The organism is Paraburkholderia terrae (assembly GCF_002902925.1).
In the GTDB taxonomy this organism is placed as follows: domain Bacteria; phylum Pseudomonadota; class Gammaproteobacteria; order Burkholderiales; family Burkholderiaceae; genus Paraburkholderia; species Paraburkholderia terrae.
The window spans coordinates 1-20,911 of record NZ_CP026114.1; the positions used below are offsets into that span (position 1 = coordinate 1).

Below are 20,911 nucleotides of genomic sequence, written 5' to 3' on the forward strand. Positions count from 1 at the left end.
ATGGCGGCGCAGGACAATCCGGAAGAAGGCAAGCCGAACGTGACGCCTCGGCAGATGGCGCTTGCGCTGTTCGAGGACATGTTCGACCTGGGCTTACCCATCAGCGAAGCCAGCCGTGAAATTGGTTACCAGCGCAATAATTTCTTCACCCAGGTCGTCAACATGGGATTGCCGGCGCGACGTTTTCTGGACGCCGCGTATTTCATTGTTGCCCAGGAGCAGGAAGCACGGGACCAGTACGACGTCGAACTGAACTATTTCAAGTGGCTGATGCGCTACGACAGCCGCAATCTGAAGCACCTGCGCACTATCGCAGAAGAAGCGCAGGATGCGAAGATTCAGGTCACCGACACGCCGCTCGACCGCGATCCAAACGAAAACGATCTATGGGTTTCGGTCCAGTTGATGGGCATGGTCGGCTTTCACCGCGGGCGCATCCGGTTCGACGTACATCCCCGTCTGGTTCCGCATATCCGCGATCCCAAAAAATCACACTGGCTGAGTCTGCGCATCTCGACGGCCTTTACCCGCAGCTTGGCGCGCGCGATCTATGACCAGGTCCTGCCCAGTGTCCCGAATGGCCGGACGGAATGGATACGGCTTGAAGACATGCGAAACTGGCCGGGCAAAATGGGCGCGAATGCGGCCATTTTCAAATACTTCAAGCGCGACTGGCTTGAGCCAGCTGTGCGTGAAATCAATGAGGTGTCGGACATCGAGCTGTCCTATGAAACCCGGACCGAGTCCAGCGCATCGAAGAAAATCGACCGTATTAGGTTCCTGCTCAAGCGCAAGGATACCGCTGACGCTGCGCTGGCCAGCCTGGCTGACGCCAGCCACCTGTACAAGATTCTCAAGGAAGAATTCAACCTGTCCACGAAGCAGTTCAGCGAAATTTCCGAGAACCGCGAAGTCTGGACCGATGCGCATATCCAGCAAGCTGTCGAATACACACGTTTCAAGCTTAATCGCGGACAGATAAAACGCAGTCCCGCCGGTTACCTGATGCGCGCTTTGCGTGATAACTGGAAGATGTCTGAAGCCGAGAGGAAGATGGTCGAGGTTCAGGCGAAGCTGCTTACGGAAGAAACTGATGCGGCGGTGATAAAGACAGAGACTCAGGCTTCGGTCGCACACACCATCGCTTCGCGCGAAGAAGAAGTCCGTGCACGTATGAACGAGGAGTCGCGCAAGGGCCGTGAACACTTCAACGCGGCCGACGCCAAAACCCGCAAGGAACTGGTCCGCGCATGGGTGGCGTCGAGGGAGGGCAAGCTCATGCTGCGTCGGATGAAGCTCGAGGCCGCGACGGTGACAGAGGAGGAGATCGTCGCGAATGCAGAGCTGGTGTGGTATTTGGGGCAATTCATATTCGGACGCGTGAATTCGTCGCGCGCGGCTGCGTAAATGACAGAAATAACATCTGCGGGATTGCAATAGATTTGGCCACCCCCTAATAGGGGCACGCGGTGTATGTCGGATTTTCTTTCTTTGGTGCACTGAGATTCACGATCAATACTTGGCGCTCGTCCGCGTCGCCGGAACCCATCTCTGACGTTAATTCATTCGAGTGCGGTGGCATCAGTCCCCAAGCAACTGAGAGTCTCTTCCTTCCGTACGGGTACTGCCCCTCTCGAACGCGGGCTATACGGTACTGAATCCCTTCTGCCGATCGGGGCCAAGAAGTATGTCCGAGCGCAAACTGGGTCGTCGCTACAAAGGTATTTCTATGCGGTTGAGAAAGTACGGTTCAAGCGGGGAAATAATCATCACGCGGTCGGTCGTCTAGCACACGTCGAAATATTGTAGGCGCGTAACAACTCCATGACGGACCAGACTCCCTGCGCAACGATCAGATGCAGGCGGTCCCCCCAGAGGATCACGATCGATTCGTTTGCCGCTTGACGCCGATCCTTAATACTCGCGCGAGCGCGGGCGGGTGGCGACAAGTGCATGCGGTGAGCTGACTGAATGTTTGACCGCTGTCGCTGGCAAAGCCTCAATGAAGCGATATCTCAGTTTTGTTCTGTGGACGAGGCGCTCCAACCTTCCTTTGGTCGCCAAATACATCCGAGGCCGGCGCGATCACAGAGCAGGGCCCATGCAGAGTAGGGAATTGTGGCATCTTCGCTGATCCATCGGCGTACTTGGCGGCCGCCCAACTCGGACATGCCAAGATATCTAGCAATCGCTCGTCCCGGCAGTCCAGTCATCCGGATCACCTCTTGGATCTCCGCACCTCGCGGTCGTTCCCAACCGTCGTCGGCTGGGCGCAAGCACTCAGGGCGGATAGTGATTCCGTAACTCATTGGCAAGACCACTCCTTGTTTTCGAACCCTGCGTGTATCCCCCGTGGCATCGCCGCGGGGGACACACGCGCCCTCCGGGCGCTTGACGACCCCGACCAAACATCTGCCTGCGCCCGATTCAAATCGTTCCGTCGCGATCCGCGGCGCGCCGGCACTCTCCCCACGCATTCCGCGCGGGTCCCGGTGTGTCTCGATCCGGGCGCGCGGCGCGCGCGACACACCCTGATTATCCGACGTCTCGCTTGCAGCGGGGAGGGCGGCTGCTCGGTTACGGCGGCCGTCAACTGTCTGACACGCCATTACAGTGGCAGCTCTCGCTGATACAGCGCAACACGAATGGCGTCCATCTGCTTAGGGGCAATCCGCGACGCCTCGATAGACGATGCCTGCTCGTAGATTATCAATCAACCCGTAGGCTTCGGCCAGGGGACGCGTCGTTACGCGTAGCGCACCATCCTCCTCGGGGGCCTATCGGAGGCGCCAGTAGTTGAGTGCCTGTTCGATCTTGCCTGTAGTCGAAGCCCTAGTCATTGAAACTTCGCAAGCCCGCGCAACCTTGCGCGGGCGTTGCATGTTAATTGGCCTCGGCGAGCCTCATTGGCGATATCCGTTGTGCTCGATGGGCATCGCAACAGGTCCGGAGGGTGGTACCCGTTCGAAATCGGCGAGAGCGGTGCGTGCGATGGACCACAACTCCTCACGATGAATGCAAATGGCGTGCCCGTTACGGTCGAGCATGTCCGCGATGCGTATCAGCGCGTCTGCTGATCGTACTGCTGCGTCAGCCAACAATGCCATGCGATACAGTTCGCCACGAACGATATTTCGATCTCCGTACTGCCACATCGCTAGCAAGGGAAGGAGGGCCGCCAACCAGGTAGGTCGGGTATTGGGCTTATCCATGATGTCTCCTGGTCGGACCCCGGCCTGCAGGCCGGGGAACCCAGTTAGCCGCGCAGGCGGCGCATTTCGTCGGCGAGCACCCACAAGGCGCGGTTAAGACGAACGTTCTGGTCGATGCTGGTGACAGCGCGGGTCGTGGTTGCCCGGCCGTTCGCGTTGCGACCGTGAAGACCACCACGGAGCATGTTTTCCTGAACGCGGTTGAATGTCGTCCAGAGGTCGGCCGCGCGATCTTCTATACGACGGGGTGCAAGAAGCTGCCTTTCAGTGACGGGCGCGGGCTTGTCTTCGTCATAGCGCAGCGTCAACGCCGCCCGGGCGAAGGCTGTCTGCTCGCCTTCGTCCAGCACGGTATCCGCCATGTCTTCGCGCTGCTGTGCAGCACCCTCGAAGCTGTCCAATACCTTGAATGCGCCGTCGATCACCTGACCTACGACATCGCCCTTATGCGGCACGCGGATATCGCTTACGTTATCGCCGCACACAATCCCGTTCTTGCAGACAAAGCGGAACATACCGGCGAGCATCTGATAGCTGCTCGTCCCATCGTGACTATTCAAAAGGATGATCTCGTTCGCCTCAGATCCGCTGATCTGGTCTGCGTGACGCAGGCGAAGCATGTGCTTCGTATATGCGCGTCTGCCATCGTCCCGCACGCGAGTCTGGCAAACCATGAACGGCTGAAAACCTTCCTTGCGCAAAGCATCGAGCACATCAACGGTAGGGATGTAACTGTAGCGATCCGAACGACTTTCATGCGCTGCATGCGCCAGGATGGAGGGCGCTATTTCGCCAATCTCGTCATTGGATAACGGGTGATCCGCGCGCAAGGCGAGTGCGTTGCCGCCGAAGCGGCTTGCAAGCATATTCATTGCTGTTCCCCAGAAGTAGGAGCAGTCCCGGCCTGCAGGCCGGGGCCGGTTGATTAATCGATTGCGCGGAGGATATTGGCTGCCTCTAGATGTTGCGTGGCGAACTCTCGCAACTGGTGATATCGCGCGACGATCGCGTCATCGATCGTGTGCTCTGCTAGGTGACAAAGAGCGAATAGTGTGACCGTAATGCCGAAGGCGTCCGCTCCCATCAAGTCGCTGTAGCCGTTCATATGCCAGCGGACATGCACGCGGTCGATATTCGAGGGCGCCATATAGAAACCACCATTCGAGAGCGCGAAGAAGTTCCAGTAGCCACCCTCATAGCTACTACATAGGCGCGCAGCCCAGTCATAGACCATCGATTCGCCGGTCAGGTAGTGACGACCGAGGAAGCGGGGCAGGACATTGATGCGAAGTTCGTCCGGGACGAGCGACGAATTGATTTTAGTTTCGAGCATCGGTTTCTCCGGTTTGGCCATCGCTCTATTGCGCGGCACCTTTCCAGATTAGGACATAAAGCCCTATTACGGAAATTCGATTTGAATATAAATAATTAAATGTGTTTAATGATTATTGCAGGGTAATTATTTTTATTAATCCATCAATATATGGACTAATAGACCTCTAATATGAAAATATGTCTTGCAATAGAGCGATGGCAAAACCGGACAAGTCCGATGAGTGAAAAACAGGGAAATCGGGACAGCTACTATCGAGTGCGCACTGTTCAGCCGCCTTTGCCGCTCACCGCTGAATGTGCGTAAGAAAAGCCCGACCCGTATTGAGGCGTTGGCGGAAGCGATTGACGCAAGGGCGTGATACTGGACCTCGCTGTGCATGAAATGACGAGTCGCGCGAAACTGCCGAAGCTCGGCGTGTGTGCGGGACAGCAACGTCTGGCCGCGCTAGATCTACTGTGTGAGCAGGGGCGAATCACAAAGGACTACCTGGTACCGGTACTGAACGTGAGCGAAGGTGAAGCCCTGGCGACCTCGCTGATCGAGAACCGCACACGCGAGGCGATGCATATCGCGGATAAGTGGGTCGCGTTCGGCTTTTGACGGAGGGGGCAAAAGCGTGGCGCACATTGCAGCGCTGTCCAAGGTGCCGGACATCGCCGTGCGTCGCGCATTGAAAATCGCCAACCTGTCGCCGATCCTGCTTGACCTGCTGCGTGAGGACAGACTCGACTATGAGCAGGCAAAGGTGCTGGCGTGACGATCACGCTATGCAGGAGCGCGTATGGAACGATGCGGACAACGCGTGGCAACAATGGCCGTCGGAGTTGCGTGCTGCGATCACAACCCTTGAAATCGATGCGCGCGAGGATACGCTCGCGGAGTTTGTCGGCCAAGAGGCCTACGAGGCGGCAGGTGGCCACGCGTTGGACGCGATCTGTTCAGTGATGACCAGAACGCCGGACAGATCGAAGCCCCCGACCTGCCAAACTGACTCGCTATGGATCGGCTGATCCAACTGTCGCAAGGGACCGGCGCGATGCTGACGTTACCGCTGCGACGTTTGCTGAACGGTTCGAATCGTTCGATGCGGATGACATGAAAGGAGCGGGAGCCTTCGTCTATCTCGATGATGTAAACGGCCACGCAGCAGCACGCACCCAGGGAGCGGCCCCCTGCACGGCGAAAAACGCTGCAAGCGAGTGGCTGTGTACCTGCAGCCAGGTGTTGCGCCTGCGTCGCTGATTTATCGCATGATTCCCGTTGTTTTCGATGACCTGTACGGTCACGCCTACACCGATCGTGCAGTCAAGATCGATGTGCATACGACGCGCGATGTGCTGGTGTCCAATGCCGACGACATGGCTGACAGCGTTGCATGGAAGGCACTTGAAGGCGAGCTGTCGAAGTGGGCGCGAATGCTGCCGAAGCGGACCGACTAGCTACTGCCGTGGCTGCACCAGCAGGATACCAATGTGATGTCGAACCTCCTTGCATTCTGCGCGGCGGCGACGGTAGACGGCATCAGCCCCGCGGATCGTGCGCACCCCGTCAACGAACTGGCGAATACGCTTGAAGTGGATATCACGCGCTACTGGAAGGCGACGCGCGCGGGCTATTTCGAGCACGTTCCGAAAGACCGGATCGTCACCGTGGTGGGGGAGACCGTTTCGACCCAGGCTGCGGGTGAACTGCGCGGCATGAAGAAGGGTGATGCAGCGGCGGCTGCCGAGCGGCGTATGACGGACTCGGGCTGGTTGCCGGAAGTGCTGCGTAACCGAGAGATACCGGAGCGGATCACATACGGACGCTGGGACGATGACGAGAGCCCAGGCGGAGACCCTGACGACGAGGCCGAACCCGAAAGCGAACGGGAAACTGTAACCCTCAACGAATCCGACCAGACGGGCGACAGGCCGATAGACGGCGACGTTGAGGAAGCAGAAGCCGCCTGAAGCCGTCTCCATTCAGCCGTATCAGTTCTCTGGCCGTCCGGGCGAAAGCCTGGGCGGCTTTTGCATTGCCGGAAAAAAAGAAGCCGGGCCGCTCGCGCGTCCGGCTCCATCAACACACGCCGGACTGATCGGGTAACCAACCGGGTAGACCTGTCAACGGCGCGGCATGCGAAGCCTGAAGCCGTCCCTTTTCTGCAGGCAGCCTGCCGCCCTGAAGAATCCGTACGCCTGCGCGCGGCGCGCGCAAATCATGGGGCATGGTCATTCGTGCGGGATAAAGACGGTTCAGCGCTTTATGAGCGGCGGGTTGTACTTTCGCTTCATCTCTTCGAGTTCGTCCATCGTGACCACCGGATCCGCGTATTGCTGCGCGTAGAGTTTGCTGATCTGCACGTCCGGGAGCGTGGGGTTTTCCAGGCGCAACTGTGCAGCCGATCTGATCGTGCGGCCATTCGAGAGGGTTTCCGTCCCGACTTCTCCGGATCTGGCGATGCTGGCCGGAGCGGGTGCAGGCGCCGCGTTACTGGCCGGGCGACGAACCGATCGTGCGGGATGGCGCCGTTTGCGGATCCGATAGAGCGCCTTATCGAAAGTGCGAAGGCTCATTGTGAAGCCGCTTTCATGAAGACGGGCGAGCACTTCCTCGCGCGACACGCCACGTGCAAATGCCGCTTCAACATGCTCAATGAGTTCCGCGAGTCGCGCGGACTCGGATCGTCTGGCCTGCGTATCGGCCTCGGGCGCGAGCGAAGCGATGGCCCGGTGGGTATCGATTTCGGACATGGGAAGCGGGTGTCTCAACGATGGGGTAATGCTGCCATATAAACGGGGTAAAGGTGTCATGCAAAAGGGGTAAAGTTGGGGTAGGGTGGGGTAATCGTGGGGTAGACGTGTCATACTTGTGCCGTAAGCAGGACTGACGGAAAAGAACTGAGGCACGTCGGATATGTTTACGGATCGCTACGCGCTTCGTAAAATATCTCGTGCCAAAGGGGCAGGGCCCCTTTGCAACCCCGACGCGGACCACTGCACCGCGTCCATCGCGCCGACAGGTTTGTCGGCAACACTAAGCACTGCCTGGTATGCAATACGCATAGAAGGAGCTTGCGATGATTCCGACCAGCGAATGGGTAATCCAGCGCGTGATGAAACCCCACGCGTCAGGGCGCAGCAGGCGATGGCGATATCTTCCGTGGGCGGGCTATACCTGTCCCATGACGGGCGATCAGGCGATGCGCGCGTTAAACGAATGCGAGGCGTACTGGCCGGCATATGAATTCCGTGCCCATCCGGTCGACGGCGACATAACACGTTTCGATCTCCCCGGTCAGGCGGCAGACTGGACGCATCCGGTGGGGCTATGACATGCCGCGCAAGAAGAGCAACGATGGGGCAGGTCTGGGAAAACCAATTGCATTCCGGTTGTCGGATGCGGACCGCGCGGTCTATCTTGATAAGGTGAACCGAAGCGGGCTGACGCAGTCTGAATTTTTCAGGCAGGCGGTACTGACGAACCGGACCCAGGTGATCGCACGACCTGTCGCCAGTGCGGACCGCAAGCGACTGCTCTACATCTTCAACAAAACCAGCAACAACCTGAACCAGATCGCGCATCGCGCGAATTCGGAATACCTGAGCGGCGATCTGTCGGAAGCGACCTACGAGCAACTGCTCACGCAGCTGCAGATGATCTCGCGCTATCTGAGAAGCACGCTCGAGAAAGTGGACTGACAGGGTACAACGCGCATGGGCAGCGATCCTCCCAACATGGCAGCAGTGGTCACAAAGCACGTGATACTGGATGAGCGGGATGCCTATGGCATGCGCCCATTGATTGTCATGAATTCGAGAGTGACGATCGGTCTTGCGTTGCCGGGCGCTGGTGGTTCGCGCAGATACCCGCATTCGAGGTGAGTGATGCTAATCCGGGTTCGCGGTTACCACGACGGTATCAAGGCGTATCTGGAGGAGGGCCAGAAGCAGGATCGTGAATTCGAGCGTGACGAGATGGATGAACGCGTCATTCTCGCGGGCGATCTGACGCTGACCAACGACATCATCCAGTCGATGGATACCAGAGCGGAACGCTATATCAATGTGACGCTGTCGTTCAAGGAAGATGAGGTCTCGCGTGAGGTCCTCGCGGAGATCGTGCGTGAATTTGAGGCTTTCGCCTTTTCGGCGTACCGGCCCGACGAATACACCTTCTATGCGGAAGCGCATGTGCCGCGACTCAAGAGTTACGCTGACCGGCGCAGCGGCGAGCTTGTCGAGCGCAAGGTCCATCTGCATGTCGTAATACCCGAAGTGAACCTGCTCACAGGACATCGACTGGAGCCGTTCGGCAAGGTCAACCGGCATCACCGCTACCTTGAAGCCTTCCAGGAGCACATCAACGCGAAATACGGGCTGGCGAGTCCAAAGGACAACCGGCGTGTGCAATTCACCGATGCGTCGGAGATGATCAGCCGATACAAAGGCGACGTGTTTGCGCCTATGAACCGAGAGCTGAAAGCCGCGATCCTCAAGACACTGATCTCGCGCGACGTCCCCCGTTACGAGGATTTTCGCGTGCTGTTAACCGAATTCGGCGAGACACGCACCCGGAATGCCGGCAGCGAAGGTGAATATGAAAACGTCAAGGTGCCCGGTGCGGCGAAGGGCGTGAACCTGAAGGAATTCGTATTCTCGCGGGCATTCATTGAGCTCGATGCTGAAGGCAAGCGCGACGCGCTGAGTCGTAGCGTCGACGACGTGCATGCGGAGTACATCGGCCCAGGGGTGTCGCGTCCGACGCCCGGCCACTATCTCGATGCGCTTTTCGAGTGGAACGATGTCCGCGCGCGTGAGATCAAGTATCTCAATAGCGGTAGCCGTTTCTATCAGGACTATCAGGCCGCGTCGCCGACAGAGCAGCGGCGCATCCTGGACCATCGCGAACAGCGGTTCTATGACGCAGCAGGAGGAGGACGCAATGAGCGGGCACGACGAAGCAGTGGCGCAGATGGAGATCGGGGAGACTGGCGAGCCTGGAGAAGGCGGAGGGAGTGGCACGGGCCACCGCTCGCGCAACGCGAACGCGAGGGGCCCCGGCGAAAGTGGAGACAGGGAGCGGATCACGACCTTGACGCTCGCTTCGATCGATCCCGTTCGGCGTCCGGATCCGCACACGGTGTGCGAAGTGTGTCCGGCCGCGGTATGGATGGCGACGCCGCGCGACGTCAAATGCTTCTGCCGCCTGATGCACTACTGGAGCTGGGAAACCACCAAGCCGACCGAATTGACCAACTGCGATGGACTGGCGATCGCGAGCGAGCGGGACGAGAACCGCTAGCGCCGGGTCGCGCGTCCCTGCTCGATGTGATCGCGGCACGCATGTACACCGCGTGGGATGCGGCCGATGATATGGGGCGGGCGCGGCTTGCCGTGACCGCTGCCGACAAGTTCACCCGTGCCGGCGGACCGTTCGATGATCGGGGGCGATCCGGCGGGCCCTTTGGTCTGAATCCGGCGTTCGGAGGCGGACCGGTGCCGAACGATTTCGGCCCGCACGATCAGATCCGCAGTCTCGCGGATATCCCGTCGCTCGACGCCATCGATTCGCTTCCATTCGAATCAGCGCAGCGTGATGTTGCTGATCTGGCTGGAGGGCTCAATTCGCGCGCGCGAGCGTCGACCGGACGGGAGGCCGATACCGTTCGCGACCAGTTTGCGCGGGATCATGTCGAATCACGCAGCGTCCGTGGCTCGCGGGCGCGCACGGAGTTTGCGGAGATCCGGGCGACGCTTGATGCCAGCCGGCTGCTCGCGGTACTTGCGCATTCGCACGGGCTGATCGTCGAGAAATACCGTATCGGGAAGGGCGATGACGGCGGCGACCGCATCCGGGCCGGTACGCGCAACCTGAACGTGTCGGACTTCCTGACAAAAGAAATGAATCTCTCCTGGGAAGAGGCCGCCCAGCTGCTACGCGACACGTATCGCGCGCAAACGGGACATCGCCCCGGGCATGCACCGCGTCATACGCCCGAACACAATCTCTGGCAAGCATTCCAGCAATGGCGTATGGCGTATCGCGATGGATTGCGTCGCGCCTGGCATGAGCAGGTTCAGCACGAGAAGGCGCGCCGCGGCGCGATCAAGACGGCGTTCTATGCGGCACGTAGCAGCGTAGTGGACCGGAAGGACCTGTCCGCAATCGAACGGCGGGAGCAGCTGTCGGCTGCGCGCGTAAACCGCCTCGAAACCGAGGCTGCGCTGCGCGATCGGGTTTCAAGGGAACGTGACGCGCTCAAAGGAGCAGGACGACAACCGGTCACAGAGCAGTATCAGGATTTTCTGAGGGAGCGTGCCCAGACGGGCGATATGCAAGCGTTGCGCGAACTGCGACGCATGCAGCAGATTCGCCAGCCCGTCAGACATGTCGACGACGAGCGAGTCATCGCGCTCAGTGGACCATCTCACGTGTCCAGGCCAACGGTCGGACCTGAGCAGAACGAGCTGATCTACACTGGACCGTCTATCACGTATGAGGTGCGGGCCAGCGGGGAGGTCGACTACCGCAAAGATGGTGTGGCCTTTCTCGTTGATGAGGGGCGCACGTTGCGGTTATGGGATAGCGAGCGCGAAGCGATCGAGATCGCGCTGCGTTTCGCGCAGCAGAAGTTCGGGACCACGCTGTCTCTGTCCGGCCCCGAAGCTTTCCAGGCTGCGGCGGCCCGCGTGGCCGTCGATACGCGCATGCACATCGTGTTTGAACAGGCTGAGCTGGAACAGATCCGCCAGGTCCGGCTGGCCGAGCTCGATGCCGAAGTACGTGAGCGCCGGACGGCGCAGCGCGAGCGCGACGCATGGGAGTCGGAAGAACTGCGCAATACCGTACGTCAAACGCAACTACCTGTCCGCGACGACTTGCCCACCCGAAGCGGGGATGCGGAGTCTCCGGAGAGTGCCGACGTTCCAGACCGCGATCCTGATAACAAACGATAAGCATCCACTCGAGAGGAATCCGATGACCCGGCTTCCAACCCTCCAACGCGACCGTGCCGGGGTTGTCGCGGACAGCGTGACTTTCAGCGGCACACCGTCACAGATCGTGAATCTGCCTGCTTACATCAAAAGCGTGATCGCCGCGATCATCGTATTTGCAGCCTACATGTATGCGACAACCCGTCGGCCCCTGCCGTGGTTTGCACCACTTGTCGCGTTGCTGCTGATCGCCGCAGGCGTCGTGGTGGCGTACCTAAGAACCGCGTGTACGGAAATCGTTATCGACACTGCGCGCATTACCTGTCGTCAGGGCATTTTCAACCGTCACGTACAGAGTCTCGAGCTTTTCCGTATTCATGATGTGACGTCGCTGCACCCGTGGTGGCGGCGGCCGTTCGGCATCGGTACCGTGATAGCGTTGACCAGTGACTCGAACAATCCGCACTGGCGGTTGCCGGGGATGCGTAATGCGGAACGGCTGCGCGATAGCCTCAACCTCGCAGCAATCGCCTTACGTGACGCGAAGGGCATTCGCGAAGTGAATATGGGGCGGATCTAGCTTGGTGCGTTTGCAACGCGACAATCCGTGCTTGATAGCCACGAGCGACAACGCAATCGGCAATGAAATCAATGCCTGATCGGGAAAGAGGCAGCGGCGCCTTTTCATTTCGCGCGTCGAGTACGCGCGATCGTTGAGTGCCTGATCTGATCGCGTTCCAGCGGCGCGGATCGGCTCCGTAGTGGTTCATGTCGCACGTGAGGCAAGGGCTCTCGTTCTGCGGAGCAGCATCGAGACAACACCCATGTTGAGCAAGAACGACGCCCAACACATCACCTGAAACGGTCTACCCATGCGCGCGCCCACCTGAGCCCGGCCAGCTCCGCCTCTTCTTCTGTACTGAATTCGCCAAGTACTCCGGAAGCCTCGACGACCTTGTTGTCCAGCGTGATGGTGCCGCTGGCAGCATAGCGCTCGTGCGATGAGGCGTCCTGCTTCTGGAGAATCGAATGTCCCAGAACGTATAGCCCTTGTGCGTTTCGCTTCGCATCAGCGTTCAACCTCTGCCCGTGCGGTCCGCCCATCCACCCGAAGTACATTGCCTTCCGGTGTCATCTTGCGGGGAATGTCCTGATAGCGCGGCTCATGAGCGCGGCGCTCAATGGTCGCGATCGAAGCGCTCTGAACGGGCGCCACGGCGGCGACCCGATGATGCAACCGGCGCTGCACAGGGCGGACGCTCACGGATTGTCGCTTCGTGATTTTTTGAACCGGTTGTGCCAGCCCGATATTGCCGTGTGCCTCGGGTGGATTCCACACTTCAACGTAGTGCGCATCAGCAAGTGCGGGCGAAGCCATCGCCAGAAAGAACAGACAGTTCCTGATAGTCTTCGTCATTCGTTTTTCTCTTGCAGAGAGGCGCTGCGGTGGACGTGTTCCGCATCCTGATTCACGAGATCTGACCCATAGCCGTCTTGTTCGCGTCGCGTTGTCCATGAGATGAATGTCCAGGTCGGGGATGCAACCCTAGCGAAGTACATTTTCGCATGGAAGGAACACGAGCCAGCAATTACCGGTGCAGCGGATTTTCTTCGCTAGAATGACTGGTGTCACACGTGCATCAGCAAAACCAGATGAGTTCAAAGCGACGCGGGGCGCATGCTCCTGGGCCGAGGAAGCACCTCACGAAGGCCATGTTGTTGCCGATGGCGGAGGCGTCTGCGCGCGAGCAGTCATTGTTGTCCCACCTTGCCCTCGTCGCCTGTCGGGATGGTCATGGGAACAGGCATCTGTTTAATGAACTGATGCGCACTGTGTACATGGCGTGGTTTCTCCAGCAGGACGGTTACGGAAACGAGCCTGTCAACAGCTTCAAGACAGCGGAATACGCTGTAGAGGCGGCGCTGGAACTGGCGCACATGTCGGACGAGTGGGTGCTCGCTGAGGATACCATTCCCGTTTTCGAACGCCTTCTGGCACTGCACGATTCGCAACTCGCGACCGTTCCGCTGAATAAGGTTATCGAGGCGGAACAACGTCTCAGGCATTTTCTTGCGGGAACCGCGAGTTCGCCTGTTCCTGATACCGGTCAGTCTGGAATGTCGTAACGAACGTTGCCCGCCAGGATGATGATGAGCTTCCAGATGCGTACGGTAGCGAGGCGACTACGCTGCGTCGAAAAGGTCAAGCTGACGGCGATCGATTAACTGGGTGGTGGCAGACTGTATTTCACTTGGCGTTATAACGTCCGGCGCTGTTTCGATCCGGAAAAAGTCAGGATTGACGCCGGCATTTCTCGCGGCGAGCAGCCAGTCCGGCATGTCGCCCAGCCCGTTCCATTCGTGGCCTCGTGCATCGCGATATAGCGGCGGGTGGGCCTTGTCGTGTTCAATCGAGGCAGACAACGCTTCGATCGAGATACCAAACTCTTCCATGCGACGGCGGATCCAGATGATCAGGCGATCCCGGGCTTCACCGTCGGCGATTTTTCCCTTCATGAGCTCAACTCTGGAATGTGACCTATTCAAGGGTAGCTGCAACACGAGCGACGCAATGATCAAAAATACCGCTCTAATGCAGTAGCGACCGAAAACCTTTTCGCAAGCGTGTTCAAACGCTATCGAGTGTGGGGTCGCTGTTTCGGGGCTATTTTTTCTCACCTCAATTGTTGCAGTCGGCGCTTCAGCGCCAACAGACGCAGTACTTCAACGCAGAGCTTCTAGGCGGCGTTGACACTTGACGTCGTCCGCCCCGTCGCCTTTGATCAATCGCCCCTGAACTTCGGGCGAGGCCCACAGGTAACACCAACCAATTACCTCAATATCCGCTGGACGAGTCGCCTCCTAACGACTTCGAAGATCTGGTGTGACGCTTCGACTATGATTTTTGGATCTGGACGATTACTGTCCTATGTGTGGTTTCGCACATAGCTGTACGTCCAGTTGCTGTCGCGCCCAGCGCATCTCCTAATATGACTTTACGCGTTTGCTAGGAGAAGTGCGATGAGCGTCGATGCGGTACTTCGGAGAGACAATTTGAATGGGGGCGACCTGGACGACTTTCACGATACGGCCGTGCTAAGAATAGAATTGGCCGAGGGGCTTTGGGTGGTCATTGGGCGCGTTTTTCTGTGGAATTTCAGCGGTACGAAGCAATATGTGACCGCTCGATTGAGGCAAAAATCCACCGGGGCCGACGTTGACTATAAGCGCAATTATCAAGCGGAACAACAAATCTGCTATTCCCTGCAGGCCGTATTGGAGGTGAAAGATCGCCTCGATACGGTGTCTATACAATGCGACACCTATAAAGGAAGATGGGAGAGCCCGTCCATTGTTGCAATCAGGGTAGACAGCATCGATTGGGGCGGCCCGGGGCGATAATCGAACCGGGAAATTCCGCTAACATAGTTAAGCAAAAATAATGAGTATCAGCAGCAAGCGCCCTCCGCCGAGTCAGTGCAACTCGGATGACGAAAGCGTATGAGACCGCGCCAGCCTTGCAACGAGGAGAGAGACATGGCGACACATAAAAAGCAGTGGTGGTGAACAGCCAGAAACTTTTGATCGTGTCAGGTCGCGACGGTTTTGTCTCGGTGCTACATAGCGGAAATCCCGACCATGCCAAGCAGTTGCCGGGGTTGCTGATCGAGGAATCGCGGATCGTGAGCGTGACAGGTAGCGGCTCCGCTACTCCCATTCGGAATTGACGCATTGCCCGCTCAAGGATTCAGGCCGCTGTATAAGGAACGTAAGCGATCAGCCAACCCACACTGCGAACTCAACGCGCTCATCGGGATGACTACCCCCACGATAAGGGTGGGAGTGAAATGGATGGTCGCTTGAATGTGGCGAAGTTGTATTGGCTCAATTACTTAAGAGGGTAAAGATGGGTTATACGGCACAAGATGCTACGAAGCTAACGAGGGCGGTCCTAGTGGTCGGTATGGGCACGGTCGGCCCAGGTCAATCGTCTTTGTTGATGGGTGATCCCGACGAAGCAAAACATCGCACGGATGCACTACCCTGGTTGCTGGGTCAGGGCTACTCGGTAAGCGGTATGGTCGGCGCGGGAACTGATGGCAACTATGTTGATCCAGCCGCTCCAGCAGTCAGCGTTGGAGGTGGGGTGTTCCTAGTGATCCTAGAAAAGTGGAGCACGTGATGAGCGATCAACGCCCCCTGGCCGTCAAGCAGCAACGCGTAGTGGTTGTTTCCGGCGGAGATCGTGGAGTCGTCTCGTCATTCACTGCGGGCGACCCCGACTACTACGCGCATCCAAACGATATTCGTAAGGATGCCCTCACATTTGCCATCGATCAGGGATGGATGGTAACTAGTACCATGGGCGCCGGGTGTGCAGCGCCATACGGCAGCAACTGGCTTGTCGTCCTCGAGAAATAGATCCCGAGAGTCCGCGGAAGCGCGACAAGCGCTTCCGTTACCGTTACTATCGGCCATCCTCATCGCACACCCGTCCAGCTAGCCTCGCAAGCCGCGCCCAGTGGCAGTTTCGTGCTGAGCGGCACGGAGTTCGTCGACGGCGTGGCCTATGCTCAGTCGTGGTGGCGCCGCACAATCTGAATACGAGACGAACGCGATGGAAGACGCAGTGAAACGGGCGAAGCCGATTGTCGTGGAGTTCGATCCCGACTTCATGCTCGCGTCGATGGATCTCTGGCGCAAGTCGCTCGACATGCAGATGCCCATCGCCGACGAGGTTAAGATCCATTTCATGAAGAATCGCGCCAGCTGCTGGAGGGTTTCGCGGCGACGGGCAAGGCTTGGAGGATCATCCTGCGAGACCTGAAGGCCGTCAACGAGTCGGGCGATCTTGAGCTTGAGGCTGTGCGACTCGAAGTGCAGGTGTTTCTCACGGCCGAAGACGGGCTGAAGGCGCTGGACGATCTGGCTCCAAAACGTTGATCATTGGTATCTAGGACCGTTGCGCAATAAAGGGATTCGGCGGTGTAGCTAGGGAGTAGTATCCGGGGTAGTTGGGAGACAACTATGAATGAGAACCGCAGGATATTACTTGGGTCGCTTGTTGGATTGGCGACGATGGGCGCGGGCGTGCGTGCGGGAAGCGCGCAAGCGGCGCTTAAAGACCACTGGCAGTTCACCCTCTGGTCCCCCTATTCATCAACCAATACAGCATATATCACTGGTTGGAACCCGGATGATCCGCCCGGCGTCGGTCGGTTCCGGGCGGAAATCCGTGGAAATGAGATATTGCACGACAAGGCCCCATGGCCATCAGGCGAATCCTTCATTGACAGGAACCATCTCGCGGCAGCAGCTATCAAAACCTCGTATGCGGGGACTGGTAACAGTGATTATCTTTACACCTTTCAGATACTGGCCAACGATCAGAAAGACATTCCTGGCTGGAATAAACGCGGTGACGTTCGATATGTCGTTCTTGGGCATAAATCAGATAATAAGTGGCGATACCCCGGGAATATGAGCGGCTCTCCTTGACCTTGCCTTGCTTCTTTTACGCGTCCGTATAAAAGGTGACAAAAACCGTATGTCAATTGCAATTAGGATACCTAAACGACTGTTCCTGAACACATCTGACCGAACCGAACCTCATTCTCGCGTTCCAAAGCCGACCCGCGCCCGAAACTGGGGCGTGGAATAATACGCAGGTTTGCCCTGGCCCAATGGACTACGGATGTATTGGCAACCTGTACGGCAAGGTGCTGCTATCAACCCTTGAACCGATATGTGCGCCAGCGTACATATCGCTTACTTACGACGATATGTCCCTCCGCTGACGCACTAACCTGTTCCCATCAGTCATGGCGGAGAAGGTGCGATGCCATCGGAATCAAACGCTTCTAGCGGCCTCGACCGTCTGTCGCAGATTCGAGCGCTCACGATGCAACGTCAAGGCGATCCGGCCGAGCCGCACGAGTTGACAGTCGAACTGGAAACAGGCGATCGCGCTACCCTTGACGGGGCCGACCGCAGAACCCCCCTTTATCGCCAGATCCTGATTTTGCTGCAGCAGGTTCAACATCCTGTCTGGCTCCGGCTTGACGGCGAAGGCGTTATCAGGAGCATTCGCGTGCCATTCGTCGGGAAGGTACTGCACCTTGCTGACAACGTCGACAGCGTGCTCGTCCTGCTCGAGGGATCGATACTACCGTACCGCCTACCTCGGAATTCAGGCCACTTCGACGACTGGTATGGCGGTCTGCGTCGTGCGACCGAAACGGCGAACCGCGTCATCGTCGCGCACGACGACGGCCGTATCATCGACGTGCAATTTCCCAAGAGCAGCCACGCCCCGCCCGCTGATCCGCCACGTCTCGTGCCCGCGTGGTGGACGCTAATGCTACGAGCAACCAGTATCCTGCGGCCACCGTTTTTTGGTTGTATAAGTTCCCAGCAGGCGGCCCAGATGTTCGGGGCGCTGACATCGCTGAGTTGCGACCCAACGGCCCCCTCGCCCACTTGTATCCCGTTCCTGCTGCCCAAGAACTTGTGCAATGCCCGTTGCCACGCCATGTGTCTCGTGATGAAGGCCAAGGGTTATCATCCCCGGGTGATTTGGATCAGGCAGTCAGACCACACGTTCATTACCGCGCGAACGCTAAACGATCCATCCTGCATGGTCACATTCCCATATCACACGGCGCCGGTCGTGTGCGTACGAGACCCGTACGTTTGGATGTGGCAGGACATGGTATTCGATCCCGCGTTCACGTCAAGGCCGACGCCCGTAAGCGTGTGGATGGCGATCTTTAGCCGCGCGTCACCGGGCGTTTCGAAATGGGAGATCGTCTACACCGGTCAAGACGACTATTACATGCAGTTTCCTGCGAGCGGAGTTTCGCCGGGTACCGAGTCTCAATTTCAGTTCGACCTTAACATCGGGCAGGCGGAGCTTTTGAAACAGACAGCCGATTCAGGCCCCCCTCCTTTCAACTGCCCATGAGCCGCGGAGTATTGCCCTCGCACTAATAGTCTCAAGACGCAAAAGCTTGAACTGGGCAGGGAGCATGATACCGAGTGTCGACGCAACGTTGAGCTCGGCGATCAGGAGATCAAGAGACTGTGTCGCCGTCGCGAACATAAACCCGCCATGGTCCGTCGGCGCTTCGATCCATGTCAGGTCCGGGCGTTCACCATGCTGGGGTTATCCACAACTTCTGTGCGTAAGCCTGTTGATAACCGGTTGCTTCCGCCTGCCGACCCTACGAAACAAGATTGGACACACGCCCGCTCGGCGATCGCCTGGATACGGCTATAGCCATTCCTGAAGAACCGGCACGTGTTCTTCTGCTTGACCAACCGGCCAGACAAAGGCCTGTGGGTGGTGGATTCAAGTTTCCTGTCGTCGCGCCGTTAGCCTTAGTCATGGGCGAGGAATTGATTGCTCCAGCGGGCTTTGCAATACGTCGGGCGTGATAATTGGCAAGCGCTCTCGGTCTTCATACTCCAGTTAGGACTATCCAAAACAGTATTCGGCTGGCGACGGACGATTCGCGATGCCCATTTGCGCGCGGCGCAGCTGCAACCGGTCAAAGATCCATATCTACGCAACATGAAAATCAGGCAATCTGCTGCTGTTGCAGCCGTTATCCTCGTCTCAGCGTGTACCTCGATCTCAGAAGTGACGCCGGCGGGTGATGGGCATTACACCGTGACGACCCAAGTACGCGGTGGAATGACTCCTTGGGGAGAAATCAAGGCGACAAGTCTGCGGCGCGCCGATGAATACTGCAGACAACAGGGTCGACAGATGCATCAGGTCGACATTCAGACCCACGGCGTTCGCGGCTGGACCCCGCAGGAAGCGGAACTGACATTTGCGTGTGTGGCCGGCTAGTAAAACTGGTGGCTGAGCGGCATGCCAATCCTCACCCAGAGCATTCGCGCGTCGTCGCGAAAATTCATCATATTTGAGATGCAAAACACGATCAACGATTACACCGCCGAGCGCATCGGCCGTTGGCTTAGGGAAACAGGAATTCTGAAACTATCGGCGGGAATCGTTCCTGCCGCCTCGGCATTCGGTCTCATCTGCCTGACCATTTACTACGGATCGTTAAATTTCACACCTGATATCTCTTTCGCTCAAGGGGCACTCGTTGCCGTGCAAGCGGGGGTCATGGGTGCGGCACTGCTCGGATCACTCTGGATTTCCTTCTCCATGCCTGCGCTGATTTATCAGTTTATGGGTCTCCGACCTGGGGATCTGGTCCCGAGGCACCGGAAAGTAGCTACGAAACATCTGGTTAGCCGTTACTTTTGGACGCAGCTTGCAGCGATAGCGTTGATCTCAATGTTCGTATATTTTCCTCATCGCGAGCAATTTGAGAACGCTGTCTACTGGGGAGTAGCAACGAACGTCTTCATCTGGGCGTCGTTACACGTAGCATTCTCTCCTTTGATCTGGGGGGTAGATGGACTGGAAAAGCGAAGCACTTTTATCGCCTCGGTGTTTACCGTAGGCTTCGCTGCAGTTATTTCGCTGCTGACGTTGCTGGTTGTACGCAGTGGATCTCCCAGCGCCCACAGTGATGCACGCTTTCTCATGACCGTTAGCGTCGTGATGGCCCTTGGCTGTGCGCAGGTCGCAATAGGTGCCGGTGATCTGGCGTTGCGGGTCGGTTTTGGAGTGGTTGTCCTTCTGGAGGTGGCATTTCTGCTCGGTGCTCCTGGCTTGTACCCGAGATACGTCGCAAATGCGATCGGCATTGCAGAGAAGGCTCCCGTCAGAGTGATCGTTGACACGACCGCTTGCAGGACAATCCACGCAGCTGCAGAGCACCTCTTGTTGAATTGCGATAGCGGTGAGACTGCAATTGAGAATGTCGAGGTCCTAAATTCATTGGGCAGTCGTTGGGTAGTTCGTGTTCCGGCGGGATCCGGTCCAACCATAATCCTGCCCGGGAAAGACCTGGTGATAGTCCGTCCGCAATCGTCGGATGCCGTGTGAAAACCCAAAATTACCCGGTTTCGGGTACCGCTTTACCTTTCCCGAAGCACCACCAAGCCAATACGGCGGGATCTGAAGGGGCGCCTTTCTTGAACTTCGCGTTTAGCCTATGTTTGCACACGGCCTCGCCGGGCAACAGTCGGCCTGGAGCATAGGTAATTGGGCGGTCACGAAGATGGTCGGACACTCAGGCGTCGGTTCTACTCTAGGAAGGGACGGCGGGCCGCGCCGGTAGGCGATTGTCAAAGCCGTCATTGGTCGGCGCGTCCAGTTGTGGCGCCTCGCCGTCGCACACTATGGTTTCCTTCACTTCGACTTCCCGCCCTAACCCAACCCCGCACAGGGGCGAACTTCAGTCAGTATAGGCGCAGCTTGTAGTTTGAATTATGGCCATCCCGGTGAGATACATCGTGTAGCGCATGACGCAAAGCGGCCATGAAGGGTCATTCGACCGAGCTTTCGGACAGACGTT

The 20,911-nt window shown here is 57.9% G+C and carries 24 protein-coding genes; 18 read left to right on the plus strand and 6 right to left on the minus strand.

The window, feature by feature from the left end; translation table 11 throughout:
• Complete coding sequence (locus tag C2L65_RS41720) at positions 1 to 1,407, plus strand: replication initiation protein (RefSeq protein ID WP_042309110.1); 1,407 nt, start codon at positions 1 to 3, stop codon at positions 1,405 to 1,407.
• 1,496 nt (positions 1,408 to 2,903) lie between these two features.
• On the opposite strand, the gene C2L65_RS41730 is transcribed toward C2L65_RS41720, so the two are convergent.
• Genes C2L65_RS41730 through C2L65_RS41740 form a run of 3 tightly spaced genes read right to left on the minus strand, consistent with a single transcriptional unit; the run spans position 2,904 to position 4,545 of the window.
• Positions 2,904 to 3,212 (minus strand): hypothetical protein, encoded by a 309-nt coding sequence (locus C2L65_RS41730; protein WP_042309112.1) that lies wholly within the window; start codon positions 3,210 to 3,212, stop codon positions 2,904 to 2,906.
• Between the two features lie 44 nt (positions 3,213 to 3,256).
• Positions 3,257 to 4,084 (minus strand): DUF932 domain-containing protein, encoded by an 828-nt coding sequence (locus tag C2L65_RS41735; RefSeq protein WP_081921027.1) that lies wholly within the window; start codon positions 4,082 to 4,084, stop codon positions 3,257 to 3,259.
• A gap of 53 nt (positions 4,085 to 4,137) precedes the next feature.
• The gene (locus tag C2L65_RS41740; RefSeq protein WP_042309173.1) at positions 4,138 to 4,545 is read right to left on the minus strand and encodes an antirestriction protein; all 408 of its coding nucleotides are present in this window, start codon (positions 4,543 to 4,545) and stop codon (positions 4,138 to 4,140) included.
• A gap of 357 nt (positions 4,546 to 4,902) precedes the next feature.
• Here C2L65_RS41740 and C2L65_RS41745 point away from each other — a divergent pair, with 357 nt between their 5' ends.
• The 5 genes from C2L65_RS41745 (at position 4,903) to C2L65_RS46470 (ending at position 6,500) form a co-directional block, all read left to right on the plus strand.
• On the plus strand, positions 4,903 to 5,148 hold the full coding sequence (locus C2L65_RS41745; protein WP_103254673.1) for a ParB/Srx family N-terminal domain-containing protein: 246 nt from the start codon (positions 4,903 to 4,905) through the stop codon (positions 5,146 to 5,148).
• 16 nt (positions 5,149 to 5,164) lie between these two features.
• The gene (locus tag C2L65_RS45915; RefSeq protein ID WP_156132306.1) at positions 5,165 to 5,305 is read left to right on the plus strand and encodes a hypothetical protein; all 141 of its coding nucleotides are present in this window, start codon (positions 5,165 to 5,167) and stop codon (positions 5,303 to 5,305) included.
• Positions 5,306 to 5,315: 10 nt separating this feature from the next.
• A complete protein-coding gene (locus C2L65_RS41750) occupies positions 5,316 to 5,558 on the plus strand; it encodes a hypothetical protein (RefSeq protein WP_103254674.1) in 243 nt (80 codons plus the stop codon).
• A 195-nt stretch (positions 5,559 to 5,753) separates the two neighbouring features.
• The gene (locus C2L65_RS46465; RefSeq protein ID WP_208647238.1) at positions 5,754 to 5,987 is read left to right on the plus strand and encodes a hypothetical protein; all 234 of its coding nucleotides are present in this window, start codon (positions 5,754 to 5,756) and stop codon (positions 5,985 to 5,987) included.
• 36 nt (positions 5,988 to 6,023) lie between these two features.
• Positions 6,024 to 6,500 (plus strand): hypothetical protein, encoded by a 477-nt coding sequence (locus C2L65_RS46470; protein WP_174485061.1) that lies wholly within the window; start codon positions 6,024 to 6,026, stop codon positions 6,498 to 6,500.
• A 285-nt stretch (positions 6,501 to 6,785) separates the two neighbouring features.
• Here the strand turns inward: C2L65_RS46470 and C2L65_RS41760 are convergent, their stop codons facing one another.
• Positions 6,786 to 7,283, minus strand: coding sequence for a hypothetical protein (locus C2L65_RS41760; protein ID WP_052426889.1), 498 nt, complete (start codon positions 7,281 to 7,283; stop codon positions 6,786 to 6,788).
• A 326-nt stretch (positions 7,284 to 7,609) separates the two neighbouring features.
• On the opposite strand from C2L65_RS41760, the gene C2L65_RS41765 reads away from it, so the two are divergent.
• The 4 genes from C2L65_RS41765 (at position 7,610) to C2L65_RS41780 (ending at position 12,048) form a co-directional block, all read left to right on the plus strand.
• Positions 7,610 to 7,864 (plus strand): hypothetical protein, encoded by a 255-nt coding sequence (locus C2L65_RS41765; protein WP_042309114.1) that lies wholly within the window; start codon positions 7,610 to 7,612, stop codon positions 7,862 to 7,864.
• A 1-nt stretch (position 7,865) separates the two neighbouring features.
• Positions 7,866 to 8,231, plus strand: a complete 366-nt coding sequence (locus C2L65_RS41770) for a plasmid mobilization protein (RefSeq protein WP_042309116.1) — start codon at positions 7,866 to 7,868, stop codon at positions 8,229 to 8,231.
• Between the two features lie 186 nt (positions 8,232 to 8,417).
• Positions 8,418 to 11,489 carry an LPD7 domain-containing protein gene (locus C2L65_RS41775; protein WP_042309117.1) on the plus strand — a complete coding sequence of 1,024 codons (3,072 nt, stop codon included), beginning with the start codon at positions 8,418 to 8,420 and terminating at the stop codon, positions 11,487 to 11,489.
• 22 nt (positions 11,490 to 11,511) lie between these two features.
• Entirely contained in the window at positions 11,512 to 12,048 is a 537-nt protein-coding gene (locus C2L65_RS41780; RefSeq protein WP_042309120.1) for a PH domain-containing protein, read from the plus strand.
• A 489-nt stretch (positions 12,049 to 12,537) separates the two neighbouring features.
• On the opposite strand, the gene C2L65_RS45920 is transcribed toward C2L65_RS41780, so the two are convergent.
• Complete coding sequence (locus C2L65_RS45920; protein ID WP_156132307.1) at positions 12,538 to 12,885, minus strand: hypothetical protein; 348 nt, start codon at positions 12,883 to 12,885, stop codon at positions 12,538 to 12,540.
• A 296-nt stretch (positions 12,886 to 13,181) separates the two neighbouring features.
• Between C2L65_RS45920 and C2L65_RS41790 the strand changes: the two genes are divergently transcribed.
• Positions 13,182 to 13,595 (plus strand): hypothetical protein, encoded by a 414-nt coding sequence (locus C2L65_RS41790; RefSeq protein ID WP_233446754.1) that lies wholly within the window; start codon positions 13,182 to 13,184, stop codon positions 13,593 to 13,595.
• Between the two features lie 57 nt (positions 13,596 to 13,652).
• Here C2L65_RS41790 and C2L65_RS41795 read toward each other — a convergent pair whose 3' ends face one another.
• On the minus strand, positions 13,653 to 13,985 hold the full coding sequence (locus C2L65_RS41795) for an H-NS family nucleoid-associated regulatory protein (RefSeq protein ID WP_042309121.1): 333 nt from the start codon (positions 13,983 to 13,985) through the stop codon (positions 13,653 to 13,655).
• 504 nt (positions 13,986 to 14,489) lie between these two features.
• Here C2L65_RS41795 and C2L65_RS41800 point away from each other — a divergent pair.
• The 7 genes from C2L65_RS41800 to C2L65_RS41825 all read left to right on the plus strand — a co-directional run bounded on the left by C2L65_RS41800 (position 14,490) and on the right by C2L65_RS41825 (position 20,439).
• Complete coding sequence (locus C2L65_RS41800; RefSeq protein ID WP_042309122.1) at positions 14,490 to 14,870, plus strand: hypothetical protein; 381 nt, start codon at positions 14,490 to 14,492, stop codon at positions 14,868 to 14,870.
• A gap of 780 nt (positions 14,871 to 15,650) precedes the next feature.
• Positions 15,651 to 15,890 (plus strand): hypothetical protein, encoded by a 240-nt coding sequence (locus C2L65_RS41805; RefSeq protein WP_042309124.1) that lies wholly within the window; start codon positions 15,651 to 15,653, stop codon positions 15,888 to 15,890.
• Positions 15,891 to 16,086: 196 nt separating this feature from the next.
• The gene (locus C2L65_RS46855) at positions 16,087 to 16,296 is read left to right on the plus strand and encodes a hypothetical protein (protein WP_233446755.1); all 210 of its coding nucleotides are present in this window, start codon (positions 16,087 to 16,089) and stop codon (positions 16,294 to 16,296) included.
• A 200-nt stretch (positions 16,297 to 16,496) separates the two neighbouring features.
• Complete coding sequence (locus C2L65_RS45925) at positions 16,497 to 16,967, plus strand: hypothetical protein (protein WP_156132308.1); 471 nt, start codon at positions 16,497 to 16,499, stop codon at positions 16,965 to 16,967.
• A gap of 340 nt (positions 16,968 to 17,307) precedes the next feature.
• Positions 17,308 to 18,432 carry a protein-glutamine glutaminase family protein gene (locus C2L65_RS41815; protein ID WP_158660431.1) on the plus strand — a complete coding sequence of 375 codons (1,125 nt, stop codon included), beginning with the start codon at positions 17,308 to 17,310 and terminating at the stop codon, positions 18,430 to 18,432.
• Between the two features lie 438 nt (positions 18,433 to 18,870).
• A complete protein-coding gene (locus C2L65_RS46860) occupies positions 18,871 to 19,326 on the plus strand; it encodes a hypothetical protein (protein ID WP_233446756.1) in 456 nt (151 codons plus the stop codon).
• A 21-nt stretch (positions 19,327 to 19,347) separates the two neighbouring features.
• Entirely contained in the window at positions 19,348 to 20,439 is a 1,092-nt protein-coding gene (locus tag C2L65_RS41825) for a hypothetical protein (RefSeq protein ID WP_042309129.1), read from the plus strand.
• Positions 20,440 to 20,911: the final 472 nt, after the last annotated feature.